Origin of the sequence: Micromonospora sp. LH3U1, from assembly GCF_028475105.1 — a bacterium.
Taxonomy (GTDB): Bacteria; Actinomycetota; Actinomycetes; order Mycobacteriales; family Micromonosporaceae; genus Micromonospora.
In genome coordinates this window covers 6,773,573-6,798,740 of sequence record NZ_CP116936.1, presented here as the reverse complement: position 1 = coordinate 6,798,740, position 25,168 = coordinate 6,773,573, and the positions used below count along the sequence as shown (strand labels likewise).

Genomic DNA, 25,168 nt, shown 5'->3' with positions numbered 1-25,168 from the left:
GCGGCTAGCGTGTCACCACCGCGTGCTGGCCACAGTGGTGACCCACGCCGTGCCTGGGGAGGCCCTTCATGAAGCTGCCGCGATCCATCGCGGGCTGGACCATCGCGGTCTTCGGCGTGTTGGCGCTGGTGATGGGCGCGGTCGGGCTGCTCTGGCCGGAGGCGCAGCTGCGCATGCTCGGGTTCGAGGTGCCGGCGACCCGTGCCGTCGGTGATCACACCGGCACGTTCCTGCTGGCGTCCTCGATGGCGGCGTTCAACATGGGCGTCTACTACCTGCTCGCCACGGTCACCGAGTGGCGGGCGTTCTACCGGTTCACAGTGGTCTTCCGGCTGGTCACGTTCAGCGTGTTCACCATCGCGGTGCTGGCCGACATCGCGCCCGACCGGTTCTTCGGGGTGGCGGCCTGGGAAGGGCTGGGGGCCGTGGCCACCGCAGTCGGCCTGCGCCTGGACGCCCGCAGGGGCGCGACGGCCGGCGAAGTGGCGACGTCCGAAGGTGCCGGGACGGCGGCGGTCGCTGAGGAGGGTACCGGTCCGCCCGGTGCCGCTCCGGCGGACGCGGTGCGCTGAGCCGCCGGCCGGGTTGGGTATTTTCGAGCGGTGACCGACACCCCGTCCGGCGGCCTGCCAGTGCCGATCGTGCCCGGTCTGACTGATTTGCGGGTCTTTGCCCGAGGCGGCTACGCGACTGTCTACCAGGCCACCCAGATCTCCGTGGGTCGTGAGGTCGCCGTCAAGGTAGAGAACCGGACGCTGGACAGCGAGCGGGATCAGGCCCGTTTCCTGCGCGAGGCGCGGGCGGCCGGCCGGATGTCGTCGCATCCGCACGTGGTGGACCTCTTCGACGTCGGGGTCACCGTCGACCAGCACCCCTACCTGATCATGGAGCTCTGCGACGGCTCGTACGCCGAGCGGATGCGCACCTCACCGCTGGGCCCCGTGGAGGCCCGCGACCTCGGCATCAAGATCGCTGACGCGCTGGCCCACTCGCACGCGGCCGGGGTGCTGCACCGGGACGTGAAGCCAGCCAACATCCTCCACTCGCCCTTCAACTCGGCGGTGCTCGCCGACTTCGGCCTGGCCGTGCTCGCGGAGCACCGGGACGCCTCGGTCACCCTGGAGGTGCTCACCCCGGCGTACGCGCCGCCGGAGATGTTCAGCCACAGCCCGCCGTCGCCGGCCGTCGACGTGTACGCGCTCTGCGCCACCCTCTATGCGGTGATGCACGGCCGGCCGCCCCGCTGGCAGTCCGAGCGCAACCCCAGCCTGGTCACGGTGCTGGAGATGTTCAACCAGCCGCTCCCCGCCCTGCCCGGCGTACCGGACGAGATGATCGACGTGCTGCGCGCCGGCATGGCCAACGACCCGGCCGAGCGTCCCTCCGCCCTCGAACTGCACGACCTGCTCTCCAACCTGCCATTCGGCTCGCCGTCGACGCCGGTCAGCGGTGCCCCGGTCAGCGGTGGCGCTGGCCTCTCCGGCCCGTACGCGCCCAGCCAGCCGGCGCCCCGCCCGCCCATCGAGGACACCCAGCCAACGGTCTCCGGTGTCCGGCGTTGGCGGCGCTGGTTCCTCGGCGGTGCGGCGGTGCTCGCGCTCGCCGCCTCCGCCACCGCCGGGGCCTGGGTCGCCGACAGGGCGCCACCGCCCGCCCCGAACCCGTCGGTCACCCAGGTCGCCGCACCGGCGACCGGACCGCTGCCCGGTTGCGCAACCGGCACCGGCGCGCCCACCGCCATGCCCGAGGGTGCCCGGTGCCTGCCCGAGCTGGAATGCTTCGGCCCGATGCGGATCCGCGGCAGCCGCGCCGAGGCGGCTCGGCTGTCCTGCGCTGGTCGGCATACCTGGGAGACGTACGCCGAGGGCATTCTGCCGGTGTCGCTGGTCGGCGCCGACTACGACGACGTGGTCGCCGCCCAGCAGGTGCGGCAGGTGTGCAGCGCCACGACGTTCCGGTTGACCACCGGGATCGCCGAGCCGACCGGCTGGCACCTGGAGGTCCTACCGCCGGTCGACGGCAGCATCGACCGGGCGTACCGGTGCCTGGCCGGGCGGGGCGTGGACGCGCTCACCGCGCCCACCCTCACCGGCCGCTGAGCCCGTTCGACCCGCGCCGTCGGTCACGCACCGCACGCAAGGCGTCCCGGCTGTCCAGGGCGTCGAGGGTGTCCGCGTCGATCCCGTACGGCATCAGCTCGGGCGGCCCGACGATCGCCGACCGGTCCACCGGCTCCGGGTCGTCGACCTGACGGGCGGCGGAGACGGCGACTCCGGCGACCATGGTCAGCAGCACGCACAGTAGCGCGAGGGCCACGCCGAGGAGGTCCTGGCGGCGCCAGACGACCAGCATGACCAGCAGCGCAAGGGCTCCCAGCGCCGCGAGCACCGCCACTGTCCGCGCATCCGGTCTGGACAATCGACTCACCCGTCCAGCATGTCGTGACAAGGCCGGCTGTCAACCGCAGAGCCGACCGCCGCGCCGATCGACGGCGATCGGCGGGGCCCGCCCCGCCAGTTGGCCATCTCAGTGGTTGAGGTAGGTGAGGACTGCGCGAACACGCCGGTTGGCGTCGTCGGCCGGCGGCAGGTCGAGCTTGGCGAAGATGTTGGTGATGTGCTTCTCCACCGACACCGGTGCCAGGACGAGCGCGGCGCAGATGGCCGCGTTGGACAGGCCCTGGGCCATGAGGCCGAGCACCTCCCGTTCCCGTGGGGTGAGCCCGTCGACCCCGTGGTTGTGGCTGTTGCGGGTGAACAGTTGCCGTACCACTTCCGGGTCCAGGGCGGTGCCGCCGTTGGCGACCCGCTCCACCGCGTCGAGGAAATCGTCGAGGGCCGTCACGCGGTCCTTGAGGAGGTAGCCGACACCGCCCCGGCCGTCGGCGAGCAGTTCCGCGGCGTAGGCCCGTTCGACGTACTGGGAGACGATGAGCACCTTGGTGTCCGGGTCCGTGGCACGCAGCGTCAGCGCGGCGCGGAGTCCCTCGTCGCGGAAGCCGGGTGGCAGTCGAACATCGACGATGGACAGGTCAGGTCGGTGTTCGGTGACGGCCGCCAGCAGGGCGGGTGCGGTGTCGACGGCGGCGACGACGGTGTGGCCGGTGTCGGTCAGCAGCCGCACCATGCCGTCCCGGAGCAGCAGCAGGTCCTCGGCGATCACGATGCGCATCAGTGGGGCAGCTCCGCGGACAGGACGGTGGGACCGCCGGGTGGACTGGTGATGGTGAGTTGGCCGTCGAGTGCCTCGACGCGGCGGCGCAGACCGTCGAGCCCGGAGCCGGACGGGTCGGCGCCGCCCTGTCCGTCGTCGACGAGCGTGACGGTGACGGTGCCGGCGGTGCGGGCGAGGGTGACGACGCAGGCCCGGGCGTCGGCGTGTTTGCCCGCATTGGCGAGACCCTCGGCGATGACGAAGTAGGCCGCCGACTCCACCGCCGGCGGGTAACGGTCGTCCGGGTCCCCCCGAACCTCGACGGTCAGTGGGCTGTCGCCGGCGAGGGCGGCGACAGCGGCGTGCAGCCCCCGGTCGGTGAGGATCGGCGGATGGATGCCACGTACCAGCCGGCGCAGCTCGGTGAGGGCGTCGTCGAGTTGCCGACGGGCGAGGTCGACGTCGGCTGCGGCGGCCGCACCGGTCCGCAGCTTGCGAGCAGCCAGTGCCAGGGTCATGCCGGCGGCCACGATCCGGGCCTGGGCACCGTCGTGCAGGTCCCGCTCGATTCGACGCAGCTCTGCCGCCTGGGCATCGACGACCCGACGGCGGGTCTGTGCGAGACGGGTGGTTTCCTCGACCAGGTACCGGTGCGCGCCGGGTGCCAGGAGGACCCGGGCCGTCCGGGCCTGGGCCAGCCCGGCGGTCCGCAGGAACCACGCGGCGACCGGAAGCAGCAGCACGCCGAGGATGGTCAGGCCGAACCGGCCCGGCACCGTCGTCATGAGGGGATCCATCGGGAACGGTGCGCGCGGGTTCGGTACCGCCCACGCCCAGGCTGGCGCCACGACGGCGGCGAGATCGACGACGGTGACCACGATGGCGGCGATCCCGCCCGCCAGGCCCAGCGGAAACAGCGCGACCAGCCAGGCCAGGTCCCGCCAGGTGGCTGGTTGCGTGGCGACCGCGCTGACCCGCTGCCGGACGGTTGCGCCCTCGATCGGCAGGTACGGCGCGGCGATCGCGGTGCCGAGCACCCAACCGGCCCGATGCCGCTCCAGGGCCGCGAGGCGCCGGGTCACCCAGGCGGCACCGAGGAACGCCGGGCCACCGACCAGCGTGATCGACAGTAGACCGACGCCGATGATGATCGCCAAACTCCAGGCGAGGCCGATAAAGCCGGCGACGATGCTGCTGACCAGGTACGCCAGCGCCGACGCCGTTGTGCGTATCATCGCGGCGATCCTACCGACGGCGAGCCGATACCGGAGCGCAGCCGCCGGCCGGACCCGGCCCCCGACGATCCGGAGGACGGGTCCGAACGGCGTTCCGGCCGTGAGCACCGTCAGCGTCCGTCGCTCAGGGCCGGTAGACTGCGCCGTCGCAGCAGGACCCGGGCCGGTACGGCACCCGCGACCAGTCCCAGTGCCGCGACACCACCGAGCATCCCCGCGTACGTGGCAGCGTCGACGAACACCCGCAACGTGCCGTCCTGGGCGGTGCTGAACGCGCCGACCACGATCCCGGTGACCAGGACACCCAGCGCCAGTCCGACGGTGACCGTGATCATCGCCTCGCGTCCGACGAGCCGGTGGAGCTGCGTGGTCGTCGCCCCGGCCAGTCGGAGGTCGGCGAATTCGCGGCGGCGCGCGGCGGTGGCGATGGCGAAGGTGTTGACGACCGCGATCGCCGTGAAGCCGAGGGAGATGACCACCATGAGCTCCCAGGCGCCCTGCTGGTTCTGCGCGTCACCGGCGGGTGCCGCACCGAGCGTGGGGGTCAGCCGCAGGCCGGGCCACGAGGCAGCGATCCGCTCCGGTACGTCGCCGCGGTAACGCAGCCCGACCGTGCTGACCAGCCCGCGTGGATCGTGCGCCGCCACCAGGTCTGCGGGGAGTGCCAGGTCGCCGAACCCCCGGGCTCGGGCGTACACCCCGGCGAGGCGCAGTTGGACCTGGTAGCCGTCGGCGAGCCAGATAGGCACGTCGTCGCCCACCCGCCAGCCGTACTGTTCGGTCACGTACTCGCTGGCGGCGAACGTGCCATCGCCCGGCAGCGTCCCGGTGCGTAGATCGAGGTCGAGCGCCGCCTCGGTGCCGGCGACCAGCAGACCCTGCGTCGCGTAGTCCTCGGGCTTGCCACCCTGCTCGACGATCGCCCGCGTCGGCAACGTCGCTGCCGCCCCGGTCACCCCGTTGAGTGCAAGGAGCTCTCTGACGGTACTGAGCGGCAGCCCGCCCGGTGCGGTCACCTGCGCCGTCGCGGCTGCCGTCCGGGCCGCCTGCTCCCGCCCGGTCAGTTCGTCCAGCAGGGCGCTGTTGAGCAGCATGGTGGCATTGATCGCGAACATGAGCACGAGCGGGACCGCGACCGCCGCGACCCTTCGCCGCTCGGCCCGGGTGACCAGGCCGGCCAGCCAGCCGATCGCGCCGCCGATGCCGATGAGACGGGACACCGGCGTCGTCAGCACCCGGACCAGCAGCGGGCCCAGCGCCGCGACCGTGCACAGCAACAGGGCGGACGACACGAAGCTCATGCCCATTCCGAGCGGTCCGTCGAGCGGAACGAAGATGAGCAGGGCGATTGCGCCGGCGGCGGTCACCGCCGCGAGGGCGGTTCGCAGGACGAGACCACCGGTGGGCGCGTTCGCGGTCTCGGCGAGTGCCTGCGTCGGTGCGATCCGCACCGCCCGGCGTCCGGCGACCCGGGCGCCGATGAAGGTCACCAGCATCCCGGCCGCCGTGGCGGCGATGAGCACGATCACGTTGGTCTGTACGACGAACTGGGCCGGCACCGCGCCCAGTTCCCGGAACCGGGCAGCCACCACGTGGGCGAACACCACACCCAACGGTATGCCCGGCAGTGCGGCGACCCCGGCGAGCAGGAGGCTTTCCACACCGAGGAGGCGGCGCAGCTGGCCGGGGGTCGCGCCGACGGTGCGCAGCAGGGCCAGCTCGCGCAGGCGCTGACGTACCCCGAGCGTGACCGTGCCCGTGAGGACGAAGACGGCCGCGAACGCCGTGATGCCGATGACGAATCCGAAGATCGAGATGGGACCGATGTAGTCGGGCAGGGCGCCGGGCAGGTCGGCCCGGACCCGATCGGCGCCGGTGAGCACGGGCGCATCCCCGGCGACCCCTTCGACGGCTTTGCGGAGCGCGACCGAGTCGGTGTCGGGCCTGGCCAGGACGGCCACCGCGGTCGGCCCGGGCAGCCCGGACACCGACGCCACCTCGGAATCGGCGACGAACAGCGCGCCCTGGGCGGGCAATCCGTCCAGCCCGGCCGGTGCGGCGACACCGGACACGACCATGGTGCGGACGCCGGTCTTCGTGGTGACGACGAGACGTCCACCAACAGCGGTGCCCGAGCGGTTGGCAAGGTCGGCGTCGATGACGACCTGGCCTGGGCCGGGCGCCTCGCCGGTGCGCAGCGAGTACGGGGTCAGCCGTGCGGAGCCCCACCCGTGTCCGATGACGGGAGCGTCATCGGCGCCGTGCAGGAGAAGTCCGTCCGGCGCGCCTGCCTGGACCGGGAAGGCGACGTCCGCGATCGCGGACGCGACGCCCGGAAGGTTGCCCAGCCGACCGACGAGGTCCGCCGGAAGCGAGCCGGCGCCGGTGAGCTGCTCGGACTTGACCTTGACCTTGCGCTTGACCTTGTCCTTCTTCTGTTTGGTGGTGACCTTCTCGAGCGTCACGTCGCGGTCGCCCGACACGACGATCGGCGCTGCCGCGAACCGGTCGGCTGGCGGCTTCGCGGTGAGCACGGAGGCGAGCAGCAGACCGCCGCCGGCGAGCAGGGCCACGGCGAGCAGCGCGGCGAAGAACGTGCCGGCGTAGGCGCCGCGGTGCTGGCGCAGGGTGCTGAGAGCGAGCCGGATCATCGGACGGTCACCGCCATCATCTGTGCCGCGATCTTCTCGGCGGTCGGGTCGGCAAGCTCCGTGACGATCCGACCGTCGGCGAGGAACACCGCGCGGTCGGCCCACGCCGCCGCAGCCGGGTCGTGCGTGACCATGACGATCGTCGTGCCGACGCCATCCACCGCTTCGCGCAGCAGCTGGAGCACCTCGCGGCCGGTCGACAGGTCCAGCGCCCCGGTCGGCTCGTCGGCGAAGATGACCTCCGGTCGGCTGGCCAGGGCGCGGGCGAGGGCGACCCGCTGCCGCTGACCGCCGGACAGTTGGCTGGGTCGAGCGTTCTCCCGTCCGGTGAGCCCGACGCGGCGAATCACCTCCTGCGCCCACTTCCGGTCCGGTCGTACCCCGGCCAGCCGCTGCGGCAGCAGGATGTTGTGCCAGACCGACAGCGAATCCATCAGGTTGTACGACTGGAAGACGAAGCCGACCCGCTGCCGCCGTGCCTGGGTGAGCTGCGGTTCACGCAGCCCGCCGATGTCCTGACCGGCGAGGAGCACCCGTCCGCTGTCCGGCCGATCCAGGCCCGCCGCGCAGTGCAGAAGCGTGGATTTGCCCGAGCCCGACGGGCCCATCACGGCGCAGAACGAACCGGCCTCGAAGGCGACCGACACGCCATCCAACGCCCGGACGCCACCCCCGCTGGCATAGGTCTTTGTCACGTCGAGCACCTCGACGACCGGCCCTCGAGCGGGGGTCATATCGCTGTTTCGCATAGCGGAAAGCCTGGTCGAGGCGGCGTTTCCGGAACACACGGCGGCCCATGATCTCGTGGTGGGGAAACCCCTACCACCGGCTGGTCAACCCGCCAGGCTGCCCGGTCGCTCGACATGCTCGGCGGCGTCCACACGAAATAGACACGAACCGCTACTCTCGGTGTCCCGCAGGCTCTTCCGGCAGCGAGGTGCGCATGAACTCAGGCAGTTCGCAGTCCAAACTCCGCTCGGTCGCATCGACGCTGGCGGTCGCCCTCACTCTCGCGCTGGCCGCCGCCGCCGGTTGCGACAGTAGGAAGGAACCGGACCTGCAGTCGGTGCAGGAGAAGATGCGCGAGACGCACATCTACGGGCAGTCGAAGCTGCGCATCGGTGTCGCCACGAACGAGCCGCTCATGGGTGAGCTGCGGAACGGCCAGCACGTCGGGTTCGACGTCGAGATCGCCCGGTACGTCGCCGCCTCCCTCGGCTACGAGGGGGACCAGCGGCTGGAGTTCGTTCCGGTCGCCACCGAGGAACGGATCCCCGCGCTGCAGGGCGGCACGGTGGACCTCGTGGTGTCCAGCTTCTCCATCACCGAGAAGCGCAAGGAGGTGGTGAGCTTCGCCGGGCCGTACTTCGTCACCACCCAGGAGGTGATGGTGCCGACCCGGCTGCGGGGCAAGATCAGCACCATTGAGGACCTCCGTAACCCGAACTACAAGATCTGCACCAGCGGCGGCTCCACCAGCGAGGCCGAGCTGGAAAGTCACCAGGTCAAGGCTCTGGTCGTGAAGACCGTCGGTGACTGCGTCGCCGGCATCCGGGCGGGCCGCTACGACGCGGTCAGCTCGGACGAGACGATCCTCGCGGGCTTCCTGGCCCGGCACCCCAAGGAGTTCGAGATCGTCGACCTGCCGTTCGGCACCAGCGAGTTGCTGGGCATCGGCGTGCCGATCGGCGACCCGGCACTGCGCGACCTGGTCGCGTTCTTCCTGCAGAAGAGCTACCAGCAGGGGCGGGACGAGCAGGGAAGTCCGTGGCAGACCGCGTACAACCGGACCCTGGGCCCGTGGCTGAAGGCCGAGAAACGCCAGCCGCAACCGCTGGAGGTGCCGAAGCTGGTCGACTTCGACGACAAGGTGCCCACGAAGTGAGCGCGGCGCCGACCTCCACGGGCGGCGACGGTCCGGTCCCGCCGCCCCGCACATCCGTGCCGGGTGACATCGCCGAATCGTCGACAATCGACGGTACGGGGGCAGCGTCGCAGACTGCCGCGCCGCCGGCCGCTGGTGCGGTGGACGGCGTCGATTGGCCGGCCGGCGTGCCGGTCGCCGAGCCCGCCGCGCCGGTCGTCGCCGACGTCGAGCCCGGGCGGGTTCGATGGGACCCGGCGGAGCGGCGCGCCCGCGCCAGCCAGTCGTTCTGGACGGCCGTGGTGGGCGTACCAGCGATCTTCTCGGTGCTCCGCCTCGGGGTGGAGGCGGGCGGCGAACTCCAGACCACGTTGCTGCTGGTGGCGAACGTCGGGCCGGTCAACCTGCTCGCCGGCTTCCTGACCACGGCGGCCCGGCTGCTCTCGACCGGCATGGTCGCCGTCTTCGCGCTCGGCGCGGTGCTGGCCGTCAGCGCGGACCGACTCCCGCCGGGCACCCGTCGCCGTCCGCTCTTCGCCCGCTGGGCCGACATCACCCCGGCCTGGGTGGTGCTCGCCAGCTTCCTCCTCGCCCTGATCACCTGGCCGCTGCTCTACCTTCCGCTGCTGTTGCCGGCGTTCGTGGCCGCGTTCCAGCTCCGCCCTGGGCGGCTGCACGAGCGGGTGGTGCCCCGGCTGCTGATGATCGTCGTGCTGGTCGCCGGGTACGGCTGGCTGATGCTGCCGACGCTGCGCCACGCCGAGAAGCAGGGCGAGTTGTTGGTGCTGGCACTCATCGTGGTGCCTCCGGTGCTGGCCCTGTTCATCGCGGGGCCGCTGCCGGGGGTGGTGATCCGGCCGCTGGCGTCGGTGACCGAGGTGGCGGTGCTAGCCACGCTGGTCTGGGCGGCGGTGCCGGTGATCAGCACACCGGTGTTGCCGCTGACCGTCACCACGGTGGGCGCGGAGAACGGCCCCACCGAGGACGTACGCGGGCACGTGGTGACCACGGACGACGTCAACATGGTGATCCTGCAGGAGCAGGGCGGCGTGCGGTATGTGCCGGTCGACCTGGTCCGCGCACAGGTGCTCTGCCCGAGCGAGGAAGAGTTGCCCCGCCACCAACTGCGCATCCACGACTTTCACGTCGAGGACTCACTGCTGGAGGGCATGGGTCGGCGCGTCCGCCCGGTTCATCGCATCGACGCCACCTGCCGCACCCCAGCCTGACCGTCGCTACGCGCTGTTCGTCACGATCGACTCGGTTTCCTGACAGTCGGGGTATCGCTGACGCTCGGACACCCCGGAATCAAGGAAACCGAGTCGATCACGCGGCTCAGTACGACTTCTCCTGGCCGAGGAGGTGTTGGGCCACGAAGTTGAGGATCATTTCTCGACTGACCGGGGCGATCCGCCCGGCCCGGACCGCGCCGAGGAGGGTCGCGACCCCGTACTCGGTGGTCATGCCGGCCCCGCCGAGCACCTGAACGGCGGTGTCGACGGCGAGCGCGGCTGCCTCCCCGGCCGCGTACTTGGCCATGTTGCCGGCCACTCCGGCCTCCAGGTCGCGGCCGGCGTCGTACAGGGTCGCCGCCTTCTGAATCATGAGGCGGGCCAGTTCCACCTGCACCGCCGCGTGTGCCAGTGGGTGTGACACGCCCTGGTGGGAGCCGATGCTCCGGCCGCCCCAGACCTTGCGGGTGGCGGTGTACTCGCTGGCCCGTTCGATGGCGTACCGGCCGGTGCCGGCCCCCATCGCGGCCACCGTTATCCGCTCCGGGTTGAGCCCGGCGAAGAGCGCCGGCAGCCCGGCGTCCAGCGACTCACCGACCAGCGCGTCGGCGGGCACCCGCACGTCGTCCAGGTAGAGCAGGAACTGGTTCTCCGGGGACACGATCTCCATGTCCAGCTTGGACCGGGTCAGCCCCGCCGCGTCGGTCGGCACGAGGAACAGCGCGGGCTTGAGCTTTCCGGTGGAGGAGTCCTCGGTTCGGGCCACCACCAGGACGTGATCGGCCTCGTCGACCCCGGAGATGTAGCACTTACGGCCGTTGAGCAGCCAGCCGTCGCCGTCACGGCTGGCCACCGTGCCGAGCCGATGGAAGTTGGAGCCGGCCTCCGGCTCGGTGATCGCGAACACGATCTTCTGGGAGCCGTCGGCGAGACCGGGCAGGTGTCGCTTGCGCTGCTCCTCGGTGCCGTGCCGGCTCAGCACGGTGGCCGCGATCGCGGGGGAGACCACCAGGAGCAGCAGGGGGCAACCGGCCGCCGCCAACTCCTCACAGACGATGGCCAGATCGGTGATGCCGCCGCCTCCGCCGCCGTACTCGGTGGGGATGTTGACCCCCAGGTAGCCGAGCCGTCCGGCCTCGGCCCAGAGTTCGGTGGTGTGTTCGCCGGCCTTCGCCTTCTCGACGAAGTAGCCGTGGCCGTAGCGACGTCCCAACGCCCGTACGGCGTCGCGTAGCTGGTCCTGCTCGGGGGTGAGGTCGAAGGTCATCGGTGTTCTCCTCTTCAGTTGTCGATGACGGCCAGCACGGCGCCGGTGCGCACCTGACCGCCGGCCGGCACCGGCAGCTCGGCGACCACGCCGTCGGTCGGGGCGAGCACGGGATGTTCCAGCTTCATCGCTTCCAGGGTGAGCAGCAGGTCGCCGGCCGCGACCCGTTGGCCGACCTGGACATGCACCCGGGTCACCGCGCCGGGCAGTGGCGCGAGCAGCGACCCGGCGGCCACCTCCGCGGTGGGCAGCGGGAGACGTGGCAGCTCGGCCAGGCTCGCCGCCCCGTCCAGCCCGTCCACGAAGACCGCAGACCCCACCCGGTGTACGCGGTACGCGCGCCGCACCCCGTCGACGTCGAGCACCACCCGATCCGGGGAGGCCTCGACCAGCGCCACGGTGAGATCGGCGGCGGTGAGGTCGGCGGCGGTGAGGTCGGCGGACCACTCGGCGAGCCCGCCCGTGCGGTCCAGCCGGTAGCGGACCTCGATCTCGCCGTCCGGCCCGCTGAATCGGGTGACCTGCGGGACGGCCGACACGTTGCGCCAGCCGGACGGCAGCCCGGCCAGCACCCGCGCGTCGGCGCGGCGGCCGGCGGCCGAGGCGAGTGCCGCCGCGAGAGCGGCCAGCGGGAGCCGGTCGGCGGGAAGCAGCGGGGCGAAGACCTCCGCATGCCGGTCCAGGAAACCGGTGTCGATCTCCACGGCGGCGAACGCGGGGCTGCGCAGCACCCGGACCAGCAGGTCCCGGTTGGTGGTCACCCCGTGCAGCTCGGCCCGGGCCAGCGCGGTGGACAGCAGCCGGGTCGCCTCCGCACGGGTGCGACCCCAGGCGACCAGCTTCGCCAGCATCGAGTCGTAGTGCACCCCGACCACCGAGCCGGCCACCACGCCCGAGTCGAGCCGCAGGCCCGGCCCGGCCAGCCCGGCGAACTCGGCCGCCACTCCGGAGACCGTGAACCGGTGCAGGGTGCCGGTGTCCGGCCGCCAACCCGCCCCGGCGTCCTCGGCGCAGAGGCGTACCTCGATCGCATGCCCGGAGCTGACCGGGAGGGTCGCCGGCAGTGGCTCACCCTCGGCGACGAGCAGTTGCAACCCCACCAGGTCCAGCCCGGTGCACAGCTCGGTGACCGGGTGCTCCACCTGGAGCCGGGTGTTCATCTCCAGGAAGAAGAACTCGCCGGTCGGGGCGAGCAGGAACTCCACAGTGCCCGCGCCCAGGTAGTCGACCGCGCGCCCGGCGGCCACCGCCGCCTCGTGCAACGCCGTCCGCACCCGCTCCGGCACGACCGCCGGCGCCTCCTCGACGATCTTCTGGTGCCGGCGCTGGATCGAACACTCCCGGTCACCGAGGGCCACCACCCGGCCGTGGGCGTCGCCGAAGATCTGCACCTCGACGTGCCGGCCGCGCTCGACGTACCGCTCGATGAAGACCGTGCCGTCGCCGAACGCGGCGGCCGCCTCGCGGCGCGCGGAGGCGACGGCCTCGGCCAGCGCGGAGGCGTCCCGGACGATGCGGATGCCGCGCCCGCCGCCCCCGGCGGACGCCTTCACCAGCACCGGAAAGTCGGTGATCTCGTCGGTGTCGGACCAGCTCGGCAGCATCGGCACACCCGCCTCGGCGAGCAGCGCCTTCGCGGCGAGCTTGTCGCCCATCGCGGCGATCACCTTGGCCGGTGGCCCGACCCAGGTCAGCCCGGCGTCGGTCACCGCCGCCGCGAACTCGGCGTTCTCGGCGAGGAACCCGTACCCCGGGTGGACGGCGTCCGCGCCGCTGCGCCGGGCCGCGTCCAGGATCAGATCGACCCGCAGGTACGTCTCGGCCGGCGTGGCCCCCGGCAGCCGGACCGCCTGGTCGGCCTCGGCGACGAACGGCGCGTCGGCGTCCTCGTCCGAGTGCACGGCGACGGTCTCCACACCCATCGCGCGGCAGGTGGCGAAGACCCGGCGGGCGATCTCCCCCCGGTTGGCGACGAGAAGTCGAGTAATCAAGAGACCAGCCCCCTACATCCGGAAGACGCCGAAACCATCGGCGCCCTTCACGGGTCCGTTGTGGATCGCCGAGAGGCAGAGCCCGAGGACCGTACGCGTGTCCCGGGGGTCGATCACCCCGTCGTCGTAGAGCCGGCCGGACAGGAAGAGCGCGCCCGACTGCGACTCGATCTGCTGCTCGACCATCATTCGCATCGCCGCATCGGACTCCTCGTCGTAGTCGCGCCCCCGAGCGGCAGCGGCCTGCCGGGCGACGATGGAGAGCACTCCGGCGAGCTGTGCCGGGCCCATCACCGCCGACTTCGCGTTCGGCCAGGTGAACAGGAACCTCGGCTCGTACGCCCGACCACACATGCCGTAGTTGCCGGCCCCGTACGAGGCACCCAGGTTCACCGTCAGGTGCGGCACCGTCGAGTTGGACACCGCGTTGATCATCAGTGCGCCGTGTTTGATGATGCCGCGTTGCTCGTACTCGGTGCCGACCATGTAGCCGGTGGTGTTCTGCAGGAAGATCAACGGGGTGTCGGCGGCGTTCGCGAGCTGGATGAACTGAGCCGCCTTCTGCGCCTCCTCGCTGAACAGCACCCCGCGGGCATTGGCCAGCACGCCCACCGGGTACCCGTGCAGCTCGCCCCAGCCGGTGACCAGCGCGTCCCCGTACGCCGGCTTGAACTCGTCGAAGTCGCTGCCGTCCAGGATCCGGGCCAGCACCTCACGCGGGTCGAACGGCACCTTCAGGTCGGCGCTGGTGATGCCGAGCAACTCCTCCGGGTCGTACTTCGGTGGTTGCGGCACCGCCGTACGCGGCGACGGGCCCTGCTTGCGCCAGTTCAACCGGCGTACGCACTGCCGGGCCAGCCGAATGCCGTCCCGCTCGTCCTCGGCCAGGTAGTCGGCGAGCCCGGACGTGGCCGCGTGCATCGCGGCGCCGCCCAGCGACTCGTCGTCGGTGACCTCGCCGGTCGCCATCTTCACGAGCGGCGGCCCCGCCAGGTAGACCTGCGACCGCTCCCGAATCATGATCACGTGGTCGGACATCCCCGGCACGTACGCGCCACCAGCCGTGGCGTTGCCGAAGACCACGCTGACCGTGGGGATGCCGGCCGCCGAGAGCCGGGTCAGGTCACGGAACACCCGACCACCCGGGATGAAGATGTCCGCCTGGGTGGGCAGGTCCGCCCCGGCCGACTCGACCAGATTGACCATCGGCAGCCGGTTGGCCAGGGCGATCTCGCCGGCCCGTCGGGTCTTGGCGAGGGACCACGGGTTGACCGCGCCGCCGCGTACCGTCGGGTCGTTGGCGACGATCAGGCACTCCACGCCCTCGATCACCCCGATGCCGGCGACCACGCTGGCCCCGACCGGGAAATCCGTGCCGTACGCGGCGACCGGCGACAACTCCAGGAACGGGCTGTCGGGGTCCACCAGCAGCTCGATCCGCTCCCGGGGGAGCAGCTTGCCGCGTGCGTGGTGCCGGGTCACGTACTTCTCGCCACCGCCGGACCGGGCCTGGTCCAGCGCCCCGTCCAACTCGGCCAGTCGGTCCAGCAGAGCCGCCCGGTTCGCCGCGTACGCGGGTGCGGACGGGTCGACCGCGGTGTCCAGGGTGCTCACAGCCCCATTCCCTTCGCGATGATCTCATTCATGATCTCGGTCGTGCCGCCGCCGATGCCGAGGATCCGCGCGTCGCGGTAGTGCCGCTCCACCTCCGCGTCGCGCAGGTAGCCGAAGCCGCCGTGCAGCTGCAATGCCTGGTCGACGACCTGGTCGCAGGCGGCCACCGCCACGTTCTTGGCCATCGCCACCTCGGTCACCACCGGTTCCCCGGCCGCCACCCGGGTGGCCACCTCGTGCACGTACGACCGGGCCGCCTCGGTCCGGGTGTGCATCTCGGCCAACCGGTGCCGGACCAGCTGTCGGCTGGCCAGCGGACGCCCGAAGGTTTCCCGGTCCCGGCACCAGCGCATCGTCAGCTCGACGCAGCGCTGCGCGGTGGCGTACGCCTGGGTGGCCAGCGAGAGCCGCTCGGCGGCGAAGTTCTGCATGATCGCCAGGAAGCCGGTGTCCTCCGCGCCGATCCGGTTGGTCACCGGCACCCGCACGTCGACGAACGACAGCTCCGCCGTGTCCGAGCAGTGCCAGCCCAACTTCTCCAACCGGCGCCCCACGGTGAACCCGGGCAACCCCTTGTCGATGACCAACAGGGTGAGTTCGCCGCTCCCGGGGAAGTCGGTGCAGACCGCCGTGGTCACGAAGTCGGCCCGGTGCCCGCTGGTGATGTAGGTCTTCGACCCGTTCACCACGTAGTGGTCGCCGTCCCGGCGCGCGGTCGTGCGGATGGCGGCCACGTCCGAGCCGCCGTCCGGTTCGGTGATCGCCAGCGCGCCGATCATCGTGCCGGCCAGGGTGGGCCGGACGTACCGTTCGATCAGGTCGCCGTCGCCGGGCGTCGCGGCGACGCCGAGCCGGCCGCCCAGGGACCCGCCGGTACGGGCGCCGGCCGCCGCGACCATGTGCGGCAACGCGATGCCGTGCGTGAACAGGGCCGCCACCAGCCCGGACGAGCCACCGGAGCGGATCAGCTCCTCGGTCACGATGATCGAGTCGAGCAGGTCACCGCCGCTGCCACCAACCGACTCGGGGAAGCCGATGCCGAGCAGGCCGAGCTTCGCCGCGGTGGCGTGCAGCGCCCGGGGCACCTCACCGGCCCGCTCCCAGTCGTCCAGGTGCGGCAGCACCTCACGCGTCATGAAGCCACGGGCCAGCTCACGCAGCTGCCGTCGCTCCGGGGTGTCCACGATGCTCATTGGGTCACTCCCGTCGGCACGTCGGCCGGTAGGTCGACGATCCGGGCGCGCAGCAACTCGCCGAGCGCCTTGGCCTGCGGGTCGAAGCGGGTGGACGCGGCCACCCCCGCCCCGAGCAGGCCCTCGATCACGAAGTTGATCGCCCGCAGGTTCGCCAGCTCGTAGCGCCGCACCGACAGCGGCGCGGTCTCCGGCAGCAGCTCGGCCAACCGCTCCACCGTCAACCAGGCGCGCAGCCACGCGTACCCGGCTTCGGTTCGCGCCCAGACACCGAGGTTGGCATCCCCACCCTTGTCTCCGGAGCGCGCACCGACCAACTCGCCGAGCGCCCCGCGCCGGGTCGGGCCGTCGACCACCGCGTCACCCCCCGGGACTGTCTCGGTCTCCGGGGCGGGAGCGAGGGCGGTACGGATCGGCGGGGCGATCGGCACCGGCTCACCGCCGGGCAGCACCGCGACATGCGCCACCGCGTCCTGCGGCACCGCGTCGGCGGTGAACACGCCATACGGTGTCGCGTCGCCCGGCAGGGTGGTCAGCGTGCAGCCCGGGTACGAGGCCAGTGCCAGCTCCACCGCGGCGGCCGAGAAGGCACGTCCGGCCCGCGCCTTGTCGCCGTCGCGCAGGTGGACGTGGAGCAGTGCGCTGGCAGCCTCGGTGTCGGCGGCATCCGGGTGGTCGGTCCGGGCCAGCACGAACTCCAGCCCGTCCTTGCCCACCGCCTCCTCGACCTGCCCCCGGACCAGAGACGCCTTCGCCTCGATGTCCAGCCCACAGAGGACGAATGTCATCGAGTTACGGAATCCGCCGAGGTTGTTGACGCCCACCTTGAGCGTGGCCGGCGGCGGCGTGCCCCGGACACCGGAGACCCGGACCCGGTCCGGCCCGTCGGGTCGCAACGTCACCGTGTCCAGTCGGGTGACCACGTCCGGACCCAGGTACGCCGGCCCACCGATCTCGTAGAGCAGTTGGGCGGTGACCGTCTCCACGGTGACCGCGCCGCCGGTACCCGCATGCTTGGTGAGCACCGTCGAGCCATCGGCGTGCACCTCGGCGATCGGGAATCCGGGCCGACGCCCGCCGTCGGGCAGCTCGGTGAAGAAACTGAAGTTGCCGCCGGTGACCTGTGCGCCGCACTCGACGAGGTGCCCCGCGACGGTCGCCCCGGCCAGCTCGTCGAGGTCGTCGCGGCCCCACCCGTACCGCGCGATGGCCGGGCCGACCACCAGCGACGCGTCGGTGACCCGGCCCGTGACCACCACGTCCGCACCGCCGTCGAGGCACGCGGCGATCCCGAACGCGCCGAGGTAGGCGTTCGCGCTCAACGCGTCCGGACGCTGGATCGTGTCGCCCTTGACGTACCCGACCTGGACTGGCAGGCCCAGACGGCCTGCGAGGGCGTCGATGGCGGCGGCCAGTCCGGCCGGGTTCAGCCCGCCGGCGTTGGTCACGATCCGCACCCCCCGGTCCAGGGCGGTGCCGAGGCACGTCTCCAGTTGACGCAGGAACGTCTTCGCGTAGCCCAGGTCGGGGTCGCGCAGGCGGTCCCGAGCGAGGATCAGCATGGTCAACTCGGCCAGGTAGTCCCCGGTCAGTACGTCCAGCTCGCCCCCGTCGAGCATCTCCCGCCAGGCACTGAACCGGTCGCCGTAGAAGCCGGAGGCGTTTCCGATCCGGATCATGCCCGTACCCCGTCCGTGCCGGCCGGCTCGCGGCCGGCACCCGGCGGGCCGGCGAACGCCTGCGCCACGTCGAGCCACTCGTCCGCGACCGGGCCGCTGGCGGCCAGCGCGAGGTCCGCGCGGTTTCGGCGCTGGGTGACCAGCAGGCAGAAATCCAGAGCCGGGCCGGTCAGCCGGTCGGCGGCGTCCGCCGGGCCCCAGCTCCACGTGTCACCGCCGGGCCCGACCAACTCAACCCGGACCGGCGTCGTCGGTGCCACCCGGCCGTGCGCGGCGAAGCCGTGCCCGAGGGTACGCACACCAAGGTGCGCGACGTGCCGGATTCGGTCGCTGGCGGGGCGGACGACGCCGAGCGCGTCGGCCACGTCCGCACCGTGTGCCCAGGTCTCCATGATCCGTGCGGTCGCCATCGAGGTGGCCGACATCCGGGTGCCGTACCAGGGCAGCTTCTCGCCGGCCGGGACGGCGGCCAGTGCGTCGGCGAGCGCCACCCGGCCGGCCCGCCAGCGGGCGAGCAGTTCAACCGGCGGGGCGAGGAAGTCCTCGGCGCCCTGGTCGACCATCCTGGTCGGGTCCGGCGCTGCGGTCACCGTCGCAAAGAACGCCTCGGGATCGGTGGCGGCCAGCAGCGCCACATGATCGGTCCAGGCGAGGTGGGCGATCTGGTGGCCGATGCTCCAGCCTGGCGCAGGGGTCGGCCGAGACCAGTCGGCCGCCGACAGCGGTGCCACCAGGGCATCCAGTTGGGCGGACTCCGCGGCCAGATCCGCGAGCAGGTCGTTGAGGTCGACCATGGTGCCTCCGGTCGGTGGTGGCCGCTGCGGCCGGCGGTCAGGGCGTGAGCAGGGTGGCGAGCTGGCGCTTCCAGGTGGTCAACAGGGCGGTGCGGCGGGCCGAGTCGTCGCTGAGCAGGTTGGCCACCCCGAGCCCGCGGAGCAGGTCGAGGGTGGCCTGCACCGCTTCGCGGACTCCAGGTCGCCGCTCGTCGACGCCGAGCAGGGCGACGGTGAGGCGATGCATCTCCCGGCCGACAGTCGCCTCCAGCGGCACCAGCGCGTCCCGAAGCTCCCGATCGGTGCGGGCGGCGACCCAGAGCTCGAGGGCGGCCACGAACAGCGGCCCGGTGAACGCCACGCCGAGCAGGTCGATCACCCGGTCGAGCCGCTGGGGGCCGGCCGGCAACGCCTCGGCCTCGGTGCGCAACTCGGAGGCCCGCCGCTCGGCGAGATGGGCCACGGCGGCCGTCACCAGGGCGGCCTTCGTGGGGTAGTGGTGCAACTGGGCCCCACGCGAGACCCCGGCCCGTGCGGCGACGACGGTGGTCGTGGTGCCGGACCAGCCGTGCTCGATCAGGCAGTCGACGGTCGCTTCCAGCAGCCGGGCCTGGGTGGCGCGGCTGCGCTCCTGCTGGGGGACACGCGTCGATGCGGTGGACACGGGAACAGCCTGCGGCCTGAGAAACAAACAGTCAAGACTGACTTTTTTTAGGGCCGGCGTCGCGGACGTGGAGCGCGCCGCCGTCCAACGGCGTGCCGCGTCAGCGGCCGTCGCGGGGGCCGAAGACGGCCAGCGCGTCGGCGTCGCTGTGCTGGGAGCGCAGGTACTCGTCGGCCCAGGCGGCGGCGTCGGGGAAGGTCGACTCCGCTGCCACCCGGGCGCACGCCGCGTCCACGTCGAAGGCGGTGCGGCGCAGCTGGACGCCCGGCCCGAGCAGCGCCCACCACGCCCCCGCGCCCCCGTACGGCATGCCGATGCTGCCCGGGTTGACCACCAGGCGCCGGTCGACCAGCCGGGTGAAGGGCATGTGCGTGTGGCCGCAGACCACCGTGGAGACGTCGGCGGGAAGACCCGCGAACACCTCCACCCAGCGTGCCATCCGGGAGTCGACGAGCACGACCTCCTCGTCGTCGCGCGGTGTCGCGTGGCAGAACAGCGTCGGCCCGAGGCCATCGATCTCCAGCGTCACCGTCGCCGGCAGCGCGGCGAGCCGGGCCAGTTGGTCGTCGCGCAGTTGCCCGGCGGCCCAGTTCGACACCTCGATCGACGCGGGGTGCCCACCGCGGGCCTCGACCAGCTCGCGATCCGCGTTGCCCCCGACCCAGCACACCCGGTCGCCCAGGCCGGCGAGCACGTCCAGCACCTCGACCGGTTGCGGACCTGCGGCGATGTCACCGGTGAGCACGAGCAGATCGGCGGCGGCGACGTCCGGCTCAGCCAACACGGCCTCCAGCGCCGGTAGGACGCCATGGATGTCGGAGAGCACAGCAACACGATTCACCATGGCCCCACCCTCACCGCTGGCATCGCCCTGAGGCCAGCGATTCTGCGCCGGGCAGATAGCAAACGTCCCCGCCTACCGTCGGTGACGGAGGCGGGGACGTGACGTGCTGCTCAGACGCGGGCGCGGCGGGCCAGGCGCTCCGGGTCCAGGATGATGATGCTCTTGCCGTCCAGCCGTAGCCAACCGCGCGAGGCGAAGTCGGCCAGCGCCTTGTTGACCGTCTCCCGGGAGGCGCCAACGAGCTGCGCGATCTCCTCCTGGGTGAGGTCGTGGGTCACCCGCAGGACGCCGCCGTCGCGGGTGCCGAACCGGCCAGCCATCTGGAGCAGGTTCTTGGCGACCCGGCCCGGCACGTCCGTGAAGATCAGGTCGGCGAGCGAGTCGTTGGTCCGGCGCAGCCGTCGGGCGAGCACCCGGAGCAACTGCTCGGCGATCTCCGGGCGGTTGTTCAGCCACGGCCGCAGCGCCTGCTTGCGCAGTCGCACCAGCCGGGTGTCGGTCACCGCGGTGGCGGTCGCCGTACGCGGACCAGGGTCAAAGAGCGACAGCTCACCGACCATGTCCGACGGCCCCATCACCGCGATCAGGTTCTGTCGGCCGTCCGCTGCGCGGCGACCAACCTTGATCTTCCCGGACAGCAGGATATAGAGGCTGTCACCGGGCTCGCCCTCATTGAAGACGATCTCGCCCTTGCGGACCTCGATCGTCTCCATCTCCTTGGCGAGCGCCTCGGCAGCTTCCGGGTCAACACCCTGGAAGATCCCGCTGCGGGCCAGTACCTCGTCCATCGCGCACCTCCGCTTACGCGTGCCGTCCGTCGGCCGGGTCCGCCGTCCGCTGATCCCCTCGCGCGCCGCCAAGTCTAGGCGCACGTGAGCATGAATCAGAGGTCGCCCCTGGAATCGTGATCGGTGGGCGTAACCTGCCCGACGTGCTGAGCGAGCCGATTCTGACCAGCCGGGCCGAGAATGGCCGGGACATTCCGCTGCTCGTCTGGCGCGCGGACGTGCCTCTGCGGGCAGTCAGCAGCGGCCCACTGGGCGGCGGCATCGGGGTCCGGCAGTGGGTGCTGAACGCGACCGTGCCCATGTCGTACGACCGGAACGACCCCGCCACGCACCTGGCGGAGCTCGCCGCCGACCTGGCCCTCGACGGGCCGGGGGTTGGTCTGCTGACCGGCGTCGCGGTGAAAGAGGTGGTGGCGCGGACCGACACCGGGGTGCGGGCCTGGGCGACGGTCGGGCTCGGCACACCGGTGCTCGCGGCCGCGCCAGCTCCGGCCGGGCTCGCCCAGCGCGTCGGCACGGTCAACATCGTGGTGTACGTGCCGGCCCGGCTCGCCGACTCGGCACTGGTCAACGCGGTGGCCACCGCGACCGAGGCGAAGACCCAGGCGATCACCGAGCTGGGGTTGCCGGGGACCGGCACCCCGACCGACGCGGTCACCGTGCTCTGCCCGGTCGCCGGGCCGGAGGCCGCGTACGCCGGGCCGCGCTCCACCTGGGGCGCTCCGCTCGCCCGAGCGGTGCACGCCGCGGTGCTCGCCGGGGGCGCACGGGCGGTCGTGCCCTGGTCCGAGCAGCTCACCGGCTAACTTCCACCCGATCGGCTGTCGTCGGCGCGTTTTCGGCCCGGTAGGGTCGCGACCGATGTATGCTCCCGCCCCTCCCGCGTCCCGCCCGCGCCGCCGCGTCGCCCTCGGCCTCGCCGCGCTGCTGGCCACCCTGCTCGTCGCCGGCTGTGCCGACCCCGGTGGTGAGGCACCCGTCTGGCAGCCCGGCGCCGGCGGCGGTGGCACCGGCGCGCCGGTTTCCACGGGCGGCCCGAAGGCCACCGGGCCGCGGCCTCCGGCGGTGGCGGCGCGATCTCGCTCTCCGCCACCGGCGACATCATCATGGGTAACGCGCCGAGCCGGCTACCCGCTGGCGGGGGTAAGGGCTTCTTCGCCTCGGTCACCGAGGCGCTCAAGGCCGACCTGGTCATGGGCAACCTGGAGGAGCCGCTGACGGTGGACACCGGCACCGGCAAGTGCGGGGCCAACTCCACCCGCTGCTTCCAGTTCCGGGCCCCGCCGGAGTACGCCGCACACCTGCGCGACGCCGGCTTCGACGTGCTCAACCAGGCCAACAACCACGGCTACGACTACGGCCCGAAGGGCTACGAGAACACCCAGAAGGCGCTGGAGAAGTACGACCTGGAGCACACCGGGGCGCCGGACGAGATCACCGTGGTCGACGTCAAGGGCGTCAAGGTCGCCGTGGCCGGCTTCTCGTCGTACGTCTGGTCCAACAGCCTGGTCGACATCGACAAGGCGAAGACGGTGGTCGCCAAGGCCGCCACCATGGCCGATCTGGTCGTGGTGCAGGTGCACATGGGCGGCGAGGGAGCGGACAAGACCCGGGTGAAACCCGGCACCGAGATGTTCCTCGGCGAGAACCGGGGTGACCCGGTGAAGTTCTCGCGCGCGATGATCGACGCCGGTGCGGACCTGATCGTCGGGCACGGGCCGCACGTGCTGCGCGGCATGGAGTTCTACAAGGGCCGGCTGATCGCCTACAGCCTGGGCAACTTCGCTGGCGGCGGCAACTCGCTGAGCAACACCGGCCGGCTCGGCTGGGGCGGCGTGCTGAAGGTGTCGCTCAAGCCGGACGGCAGCTGGGGCGGTGGCTCGTTCACCTCGACGTACATGAACTCCGCCGGCAAGCCGACGATGGACCCGGACGACCGGGGCCTGGGTCTGGTCACCGAGTTGAGCCGCAGCGACTTCCCGAAGGAAGGCGCGCGGTTCGACGGGCAGGGCAAGATCTCCCCGCCGACCACCGGTTGACCCGAGGAGGAACGTCCGGGGAGCGACGTAGGCTGACCGGCGTGACCAGTAGTCCTCCCGGTGCCAGCGAGACCGACCTCGGGCGCAAACGTCGTGCCCGCAAGATCGGCCGGGTGCTGGCCGAGACACACCCCGACGCGCATTGTGAGCTGGACCACTCCAATGCATTGGAGCTGGCCGTCGCCACCATCCTTTCCGCGCAGTGCACGGACAAGAAGGTCAACGAGGTCACTCCCAAGCTCTTCGCCCGCTATCCGAGCGCCGCCGCCTACGCGGGGGCCGACCGGGGCGAGATGGAGGAGCTGATCCGGCCCACCGGCTTCTACCGCAACAAGACCGACTCGCTGCTCAAGCTCGGCCAGGCCCTCCTCGATCGGTACGACGGCGAGGTCCCCGGCCGGCTCGTCGACCTGGTGACGCTGCCCGGTATCGGCCGCAAGACCGCCAACGTGATCCTCGGCAACGCCTTCGACGTCCCGGGCATCACGGTCGACACGCATTTCCAACGGCTGGTCCACCGGTGGCAGCTCACCACCGAGACCGACCCGGTCAAGATCGAGCACGCGATCGGCGCGCTGTACGACAAGCGCGACTGGACCATGCTGTCGCACCGGATCATCTTCCACGGGCGGCGGGTCTGCCACGCCCGCAAGCCGGCCTGCGGTGCGTGCACCCTCGCGAAGCTCTGCCCCTCGTACGGCACCGGGCCGACCGAGCCGGCCGCCGCCGCCAAGCTGCTCAAGGGCCCCCGGGCGCGAGACCTCGCAGTGGCTGCCGGGGTCGACCCGGAGTTGGTGCCCGCGCAGGCGGTCGCCGCGGAGGTGCCGTGAACAGGCGCCTTGCCCTCCTGGTCCTGCCGCTGCTGCTGGCCGCCGCCGGTTGCACCAGCGGCGCGACCGACGACCCCGCGCCCCGCCCGGCCGCCGCCGAGCGTCCGTCGCCATTCAAGGACTGCACCGGCCTGAGCACGGCACCCACGGCCGAGCCGGCCGGCACCGCGGCAGCCACGGGTGGAGAGCTCCTTCCGGAGCTGACCCTGGCCTGCTTCAACGGCGGCGCCCCCGTCGCGCTACGGGGCGTGGCCGGGCCGGCTGTGATCAACGTATGGGCCTCCTGGTGCCCGCCGTGCCGCAAGGAGCTGCCCGCCTTCCAACGCCTCAGCGAGCGGGCCGCCGGTCAGCTCCAGGTGGTCGGGGTCAACAGCCGGGACAGCCGCAGCGGCGCCCAGTCCATCGGTGAGGACTTCGGCGTCCGGTTCCCGGTCCTGGTGGACCAGGGTGAGGCGCTACAGCGCGACCTGAAGCGCAACGCCATCCCACTGACCCTCTTCGTCGGCCCCGACGGTCGGGTCCGGCACATCGATGCCACCGGTGCGCTCGACGACACCCGGCTCGCCGAGCTGGTCCGCCAGCACCTCGGCCTGGCGGTGCCGGCGTGACCCGCCGACCACCCGAGTGGATCGAGCCGTTGCTGACCCGGCTGGGCACCGCCCGCGCCGAGGACTTCACCCGGCTGACCACCCCGGCCGAGGGTGGCCGGGAGAGCGCGGTGCTGGTGCTGCTCGGTGAGCAGCCCGGCGCCGGCCCCGACGTGCTCGTCCTGCAACGGGCCGCCACCCTGCGCAACCACGCCGGCCAGCCGGCCTTCCCCGGCGGCGCGGCCGACCCGGAGGACGCCGACGTCCGCGCCACCGCCCTGCGCGAGGCGAACGAGGAGGTCGGCCTCGACCCGACCAGCGTGACCGTGCTGGCCGAGCTGCCGAAACTGTGGATCCCGGTCAGCGACTTCGTGGTCACACCTGTGCTGGCCTGGTGGCACGATCCGCACCCGGTGCACTCCCGGGAGCCGGCCGAGGTGGCGCACGTCGCCCGTCTGCCGGTCAGCGAGCTGGTCGACCCGGCCAACCGGCTGCGGGTCCGCCACCCGAGTGGCTGGATCGGGCCGGCGTTCTCGGCGCGCGGGATGCTCGTCTGGGGCTTCACCGCCGGGGTGCTGGCCACCCTGCTCGAGATGGGCGGCTGGGCCCGCCCGTGGTCGCACGGCCGGGTGGTGGAGCTGCCGCCGACCGGGGCGACCCCGGCGCCGTCGGCCGGCACCGACGACGCCGACGAGACCGCCCTGCGCTGACCGCACGGTCACCTTCCGCAAGCGATGGTCATCTGGCGGGCGCACTGCCCGTAC

Annotated in this window: 22 protein-coding genes and 1 pseudogene; 9 read left to right on the top strand and 14 right to left on the bottom strand. The window is 72.2% G+C overall.

Annotated features, from left to right (window positions below):
* Window positions 1-68 precede the first annotated feature (68 nt).
* Together PCA76_RS31205 and PCA76_RS31200 are read left to right on the top strand one after the other, a co-directional pair.
* A complete protein-coding gene (locus PCA76_RS31205; RefSeq protein ID WP_272614055.1) occupies window positions 69-572 on the top strand; it encodes a hypothetical protein in 504 nt (167 codons plus the stop codon).
* Window positions 573-602: 30 nt separating this feature from the next.
* A complete protein-coding gene (locus PCA76_RS31200; protein WP_272614054.1) occupies window positions 603-2,099 on the top strand; it encodes a serine/threonine-protein kinase in 1,497 nt (498 codons plus the stop codon).
* Here the strand turns inward: PCA76_RS31200 and PCA76_RS31195 are convergent.
* From PCA76_RS31195 to PCA76_RS31175, 5 genes are all read right to left on the bottom strand, one after another.
* Window positions 2,086-2,418, bottom strand: a complete 333-nt coding sequence (locus PCA76_RS31195; protein WP_272614052.1) for a hypothetical protein — start codon at window positions 2,416-2,418, stop codon at window positions 2,086-2,088. The two genes, PCA76_RS31200 and PCA76_RS31195, sit on opposite strands and share 14 nt — an antisense overlap.
* A 108-nt stretch (window positions 2,419-2,526) precedes the next feature.
* On the bottom strand, window positions 2,527-3,171 hold the full coding sequence (locus tag PCA76_RS31190) for a response regulator transcription factor (RefSeq protein ID WP_272614051.1): 645 nt from the start codon (window positions 3,169-3,171) through the stop codon (window positions 2,527-2,529).
* Entirely contained in the window at window positions 3,171-4,388 is a 1,218-nt protein-coding gene (locus PCA76_RS31185; protein ID WP_272614049.1) for a sensor histidine kinase, read from the bottom strand. Before PCA76_RS31185 ends, PCA76_RS31190 begins: the two co-directional genes overlap by 1 nt.
* A 110-nt stretch (window positions 4,389-4,498) precedes the next feature.
* The gene (locus tag PCA76_RS31180) at window positions 4,499-7,039 is read right to left on the bottom strand and encodes an ABC transporter permease (protein ID WP_272614047.1); all 2,541 of its coding nucleotides are present in this window, start codon (window positions 7,037-7,039) and stop codon (window positions 4,499-4,501) included.
* The gene (locus PCA76_RS31175) at window positions 7,036-7,788 is read right to left on the bottom strand and encodes an ABC transporter ATP-binding protein (protein ID WP_442930178.1); all 753 of its coding nucleotides are present in this window, start codon (window positions 7,786-7,788) and stop codon (window positions 7,036-7,038) included. The genes PCA76_RS31180 and PCA76_RS31175 overlap by 4 nt, the downstream gene beginning before the upstream one ends.
* Before the next feature lie 194 nt (window positions 7,789-7,982).
* On the opposite strand from PCA76_RS31175, the gene PCA76_RS31170 reads away from it, so the two are divergent.
* Complete coding sequence (locus tag PCA76_RS31170) at window positions 7,983-8,924, top strand: transporter substrate-binding domain-containing protein (RefSeq protein ID WP_272614046.1); 942 nt, start codon at window positions 7,983-7,985, stop codon at window positions 8,922-8,924.
* On the top strand, window positions 8,921-10,132 hold the full coding sequence (locus tag PCA76_RS31165; RefSeq protein WP_272614045.1) for a hypothetical protein: 1,212 nt from the start codon (window positions 8,921-8,923) through the stop codon (window positions 10,130-10,132). The genes PCA76_RS31170 and PCA76_RS31165 overlap by 4 nt, the downstream gene beginning before the upstream one ends.
* Before the next feature lie 106 nt (window positions 10,133-10,238).
* Here the strand turns inward: PCA76_RS31165 and PCA76_RS31160 are convergent, their stop codons facing one another.
* The 9 genes from PCA76_RS31160 to PCA76_RS31120 form a co-directional block, all read right to left on the bottom strand.
* Window positions 10,239-11,402 carry an acyl-CoA dehydrogenase family protein gene (locus PCA76_RS31160; protein WP_272614043.1) on the bottom strand — a complete coding sequence of 388 codons (1,164 nt, stop codon included), beginning with the start codon at window positions 11,400-11,402 and terminating at the stop codon, window positions 10,239-10,241.
* A 14-nt stretch (window positions 11,403-11,416) separates the two neighbouring features.
* Complete coding sequence (locus PCA76_RS31155; protein WP_272614042.1) at window positions 11,417-13,393, bottom strand: acetyl/propionyl/methylcrotonyl-CoA carboxylase subunit alpha; 1,977 nt, start codon at window positions 13,391-13,393, stop codon at window positions 11,417-11,419.
* A gap of 12 nt (window positions 13,394-13,405) precedes the next feature.
* On the bottom strand, window positions 13,406-15,007 hold the full coding sequence (locus PCA76_RS31150) for an acyl-CoA carboxylase subunit beta (RefSeq protein ID WP_272614041.1): 1,602 nt from the start codon (window positions 15,005-15,007) through the stop codon (window positions 13,406-13,408).
* A complete protein-coding gene (locus tag PCA76_RS31145) occupies window positions 15,004-16,200 on the bottom strand; it encodes an acyl-CoA dehydrogenase family protein (protein WP_272614040.1) in 1,197 nt (398 codons plus the stop codon). The genes PCA76_RS31150 and PCA76_RS31145 overlap by 4 nt, the downstream gene beginning before the upstream one ends.
* Complete coding sequence (locus tag PCA76_RS31140) at window positions 16,197-17,879, bottom strand: acyclic terpene utilization AtuA family protein (protein WP_272614039.1); 1,683 nt, start codon at window positions 17,877-17,879, stop codon at window positions 16,197-16,199. The genes PCA76_RS31145 and PCA76_RS31140 overlap by 4 nt, the downstream gene beginning before the upstream one ends.
* Window positions 17,876-18,673 carry a TIGR03084 family metal-binding protein gene (locus tag PCA76_RS31135; RefSeq protein WP_272614038.1) on the bottom strand — a complete coding sequence of 266 codons (798 nt, stop codon included), beginning with the start codon at window positions 18,671-18,673 and terminating at the stop codon, window positions 17,876-17,878. The genes PCA76_RS31140 and PCA76_RS31135 overlap by 4 nt, the downstream gene beginning before the upstream one ends.
* Before the next feature lie 37 nt (window positions 18,674-18,710).
* Complete coding sequence (locus PCA76_RS31130) at window positions 18,711-19,316, bottom strand: TetR/AcrR family transcriptional regulator (RefSeq protein WP_272614036.1); 606 nt, start codon at window positions 19,314-19,316, stop codon at window positions 18,711-18,713.
* A gap of 100 nt (window positions 19,317-19,416) precedes the next feature.
* The gene (locus PCA76_RS31125) at window positions 19,417-20,160 is read right to left on the bottom strand and encodes a metallophosphoesterase family protein (protein ID WP_272614034.1); all 744 of its coding nucleotides are present in this window, start codon (window positions 20,158-20,160) and stop codon (window positions 19,417-19,419) included.
* Window positions 20,161-20,270: 110 nt separating this feature from the next.
* Window positions 20,271-20,948, bottom strand: coding sequence for a Crp/Fnr family transcriptional regulator (locus PCA76_RS31120; protein WP_007466162.1), 678 nt, complete (start codon window positions 20,946-20,948; stop codon window positions 20,271-20,273).
* Between the two features lie 143 nt (window positions 20,949-21,091).
* On the opposite strand from PCA76_RS31120, the gene PCA76_RS31115 reads away from it, so the two are divergent.
* The 5 genes and pseudogenes from PCA76_RS31115 to PCA76_RS31095 all read left to right on the top strand — a co-directional run bounded on the left by PCA76_RS31115 (window position 21,092) and on the right by PCA76_RS31095 (window position 25,114).
* Window positions 21,092-21,754 (top strand): adenosylcobinamide amidohydrolase, encoded by a 663-nt coding sequence (locus PCA76_RS31115; RefSeq protein ID WP_272614029.1) that lies wholly within the window; start codon window positions 21,092-21,094, stop codon window positions 21,752-21,754.
* Window positions 21,755-21,809: 55 nt separating this feature from the next.
* Window positions 21,810-22,987 (top strand): annotated as a pseudogene (locus PCA76_RS31110) (CapA family protein).
* Window positions 22,988-23,028: 41 nt separating this feature from the next.
* Window positions 23,029-23,817: an endonuclease III gene (gene nth / locus PCA76_RS31105; protein ID WP_336298034.1), complete on the top strand. Its 789-nt coding sequence runs from the start codon at window positions 23,029-23,031 to the stop codon at window positions 23,815-23,817.
* Window positions 23,814-24,425: a TlpA family protein disulfide reductase gene (locus PCA76_RS31100; protein ID WP_272614028.1), complete on the top strand. Its 612-nt coding sequence runs from the start codon at window positions 23,814-23,816 to the stop codon at window positions 24,423-24,425. Before nth ends, PCA76_RS31100 begins: the two co-directional genes overlap by 4 nt.
* Window positions 24,422-25,114: an NUDIX hydrolase gene (locus PCA76_RS31095; RefSeq protein ID WP_272614026.1), complete on the top strand. Its 693-nt coding sequence runs from the start codon at window positions 24,422-24,424 to the stop codon at window positions 25,112-25,114. Before PCA76_RS31100 ends, PCA76_RS31095 begins: the two co-directional genes overlap by 4 nt.
* Window positions 25,115-25,168: the final 54 nt, after the last annotated feature.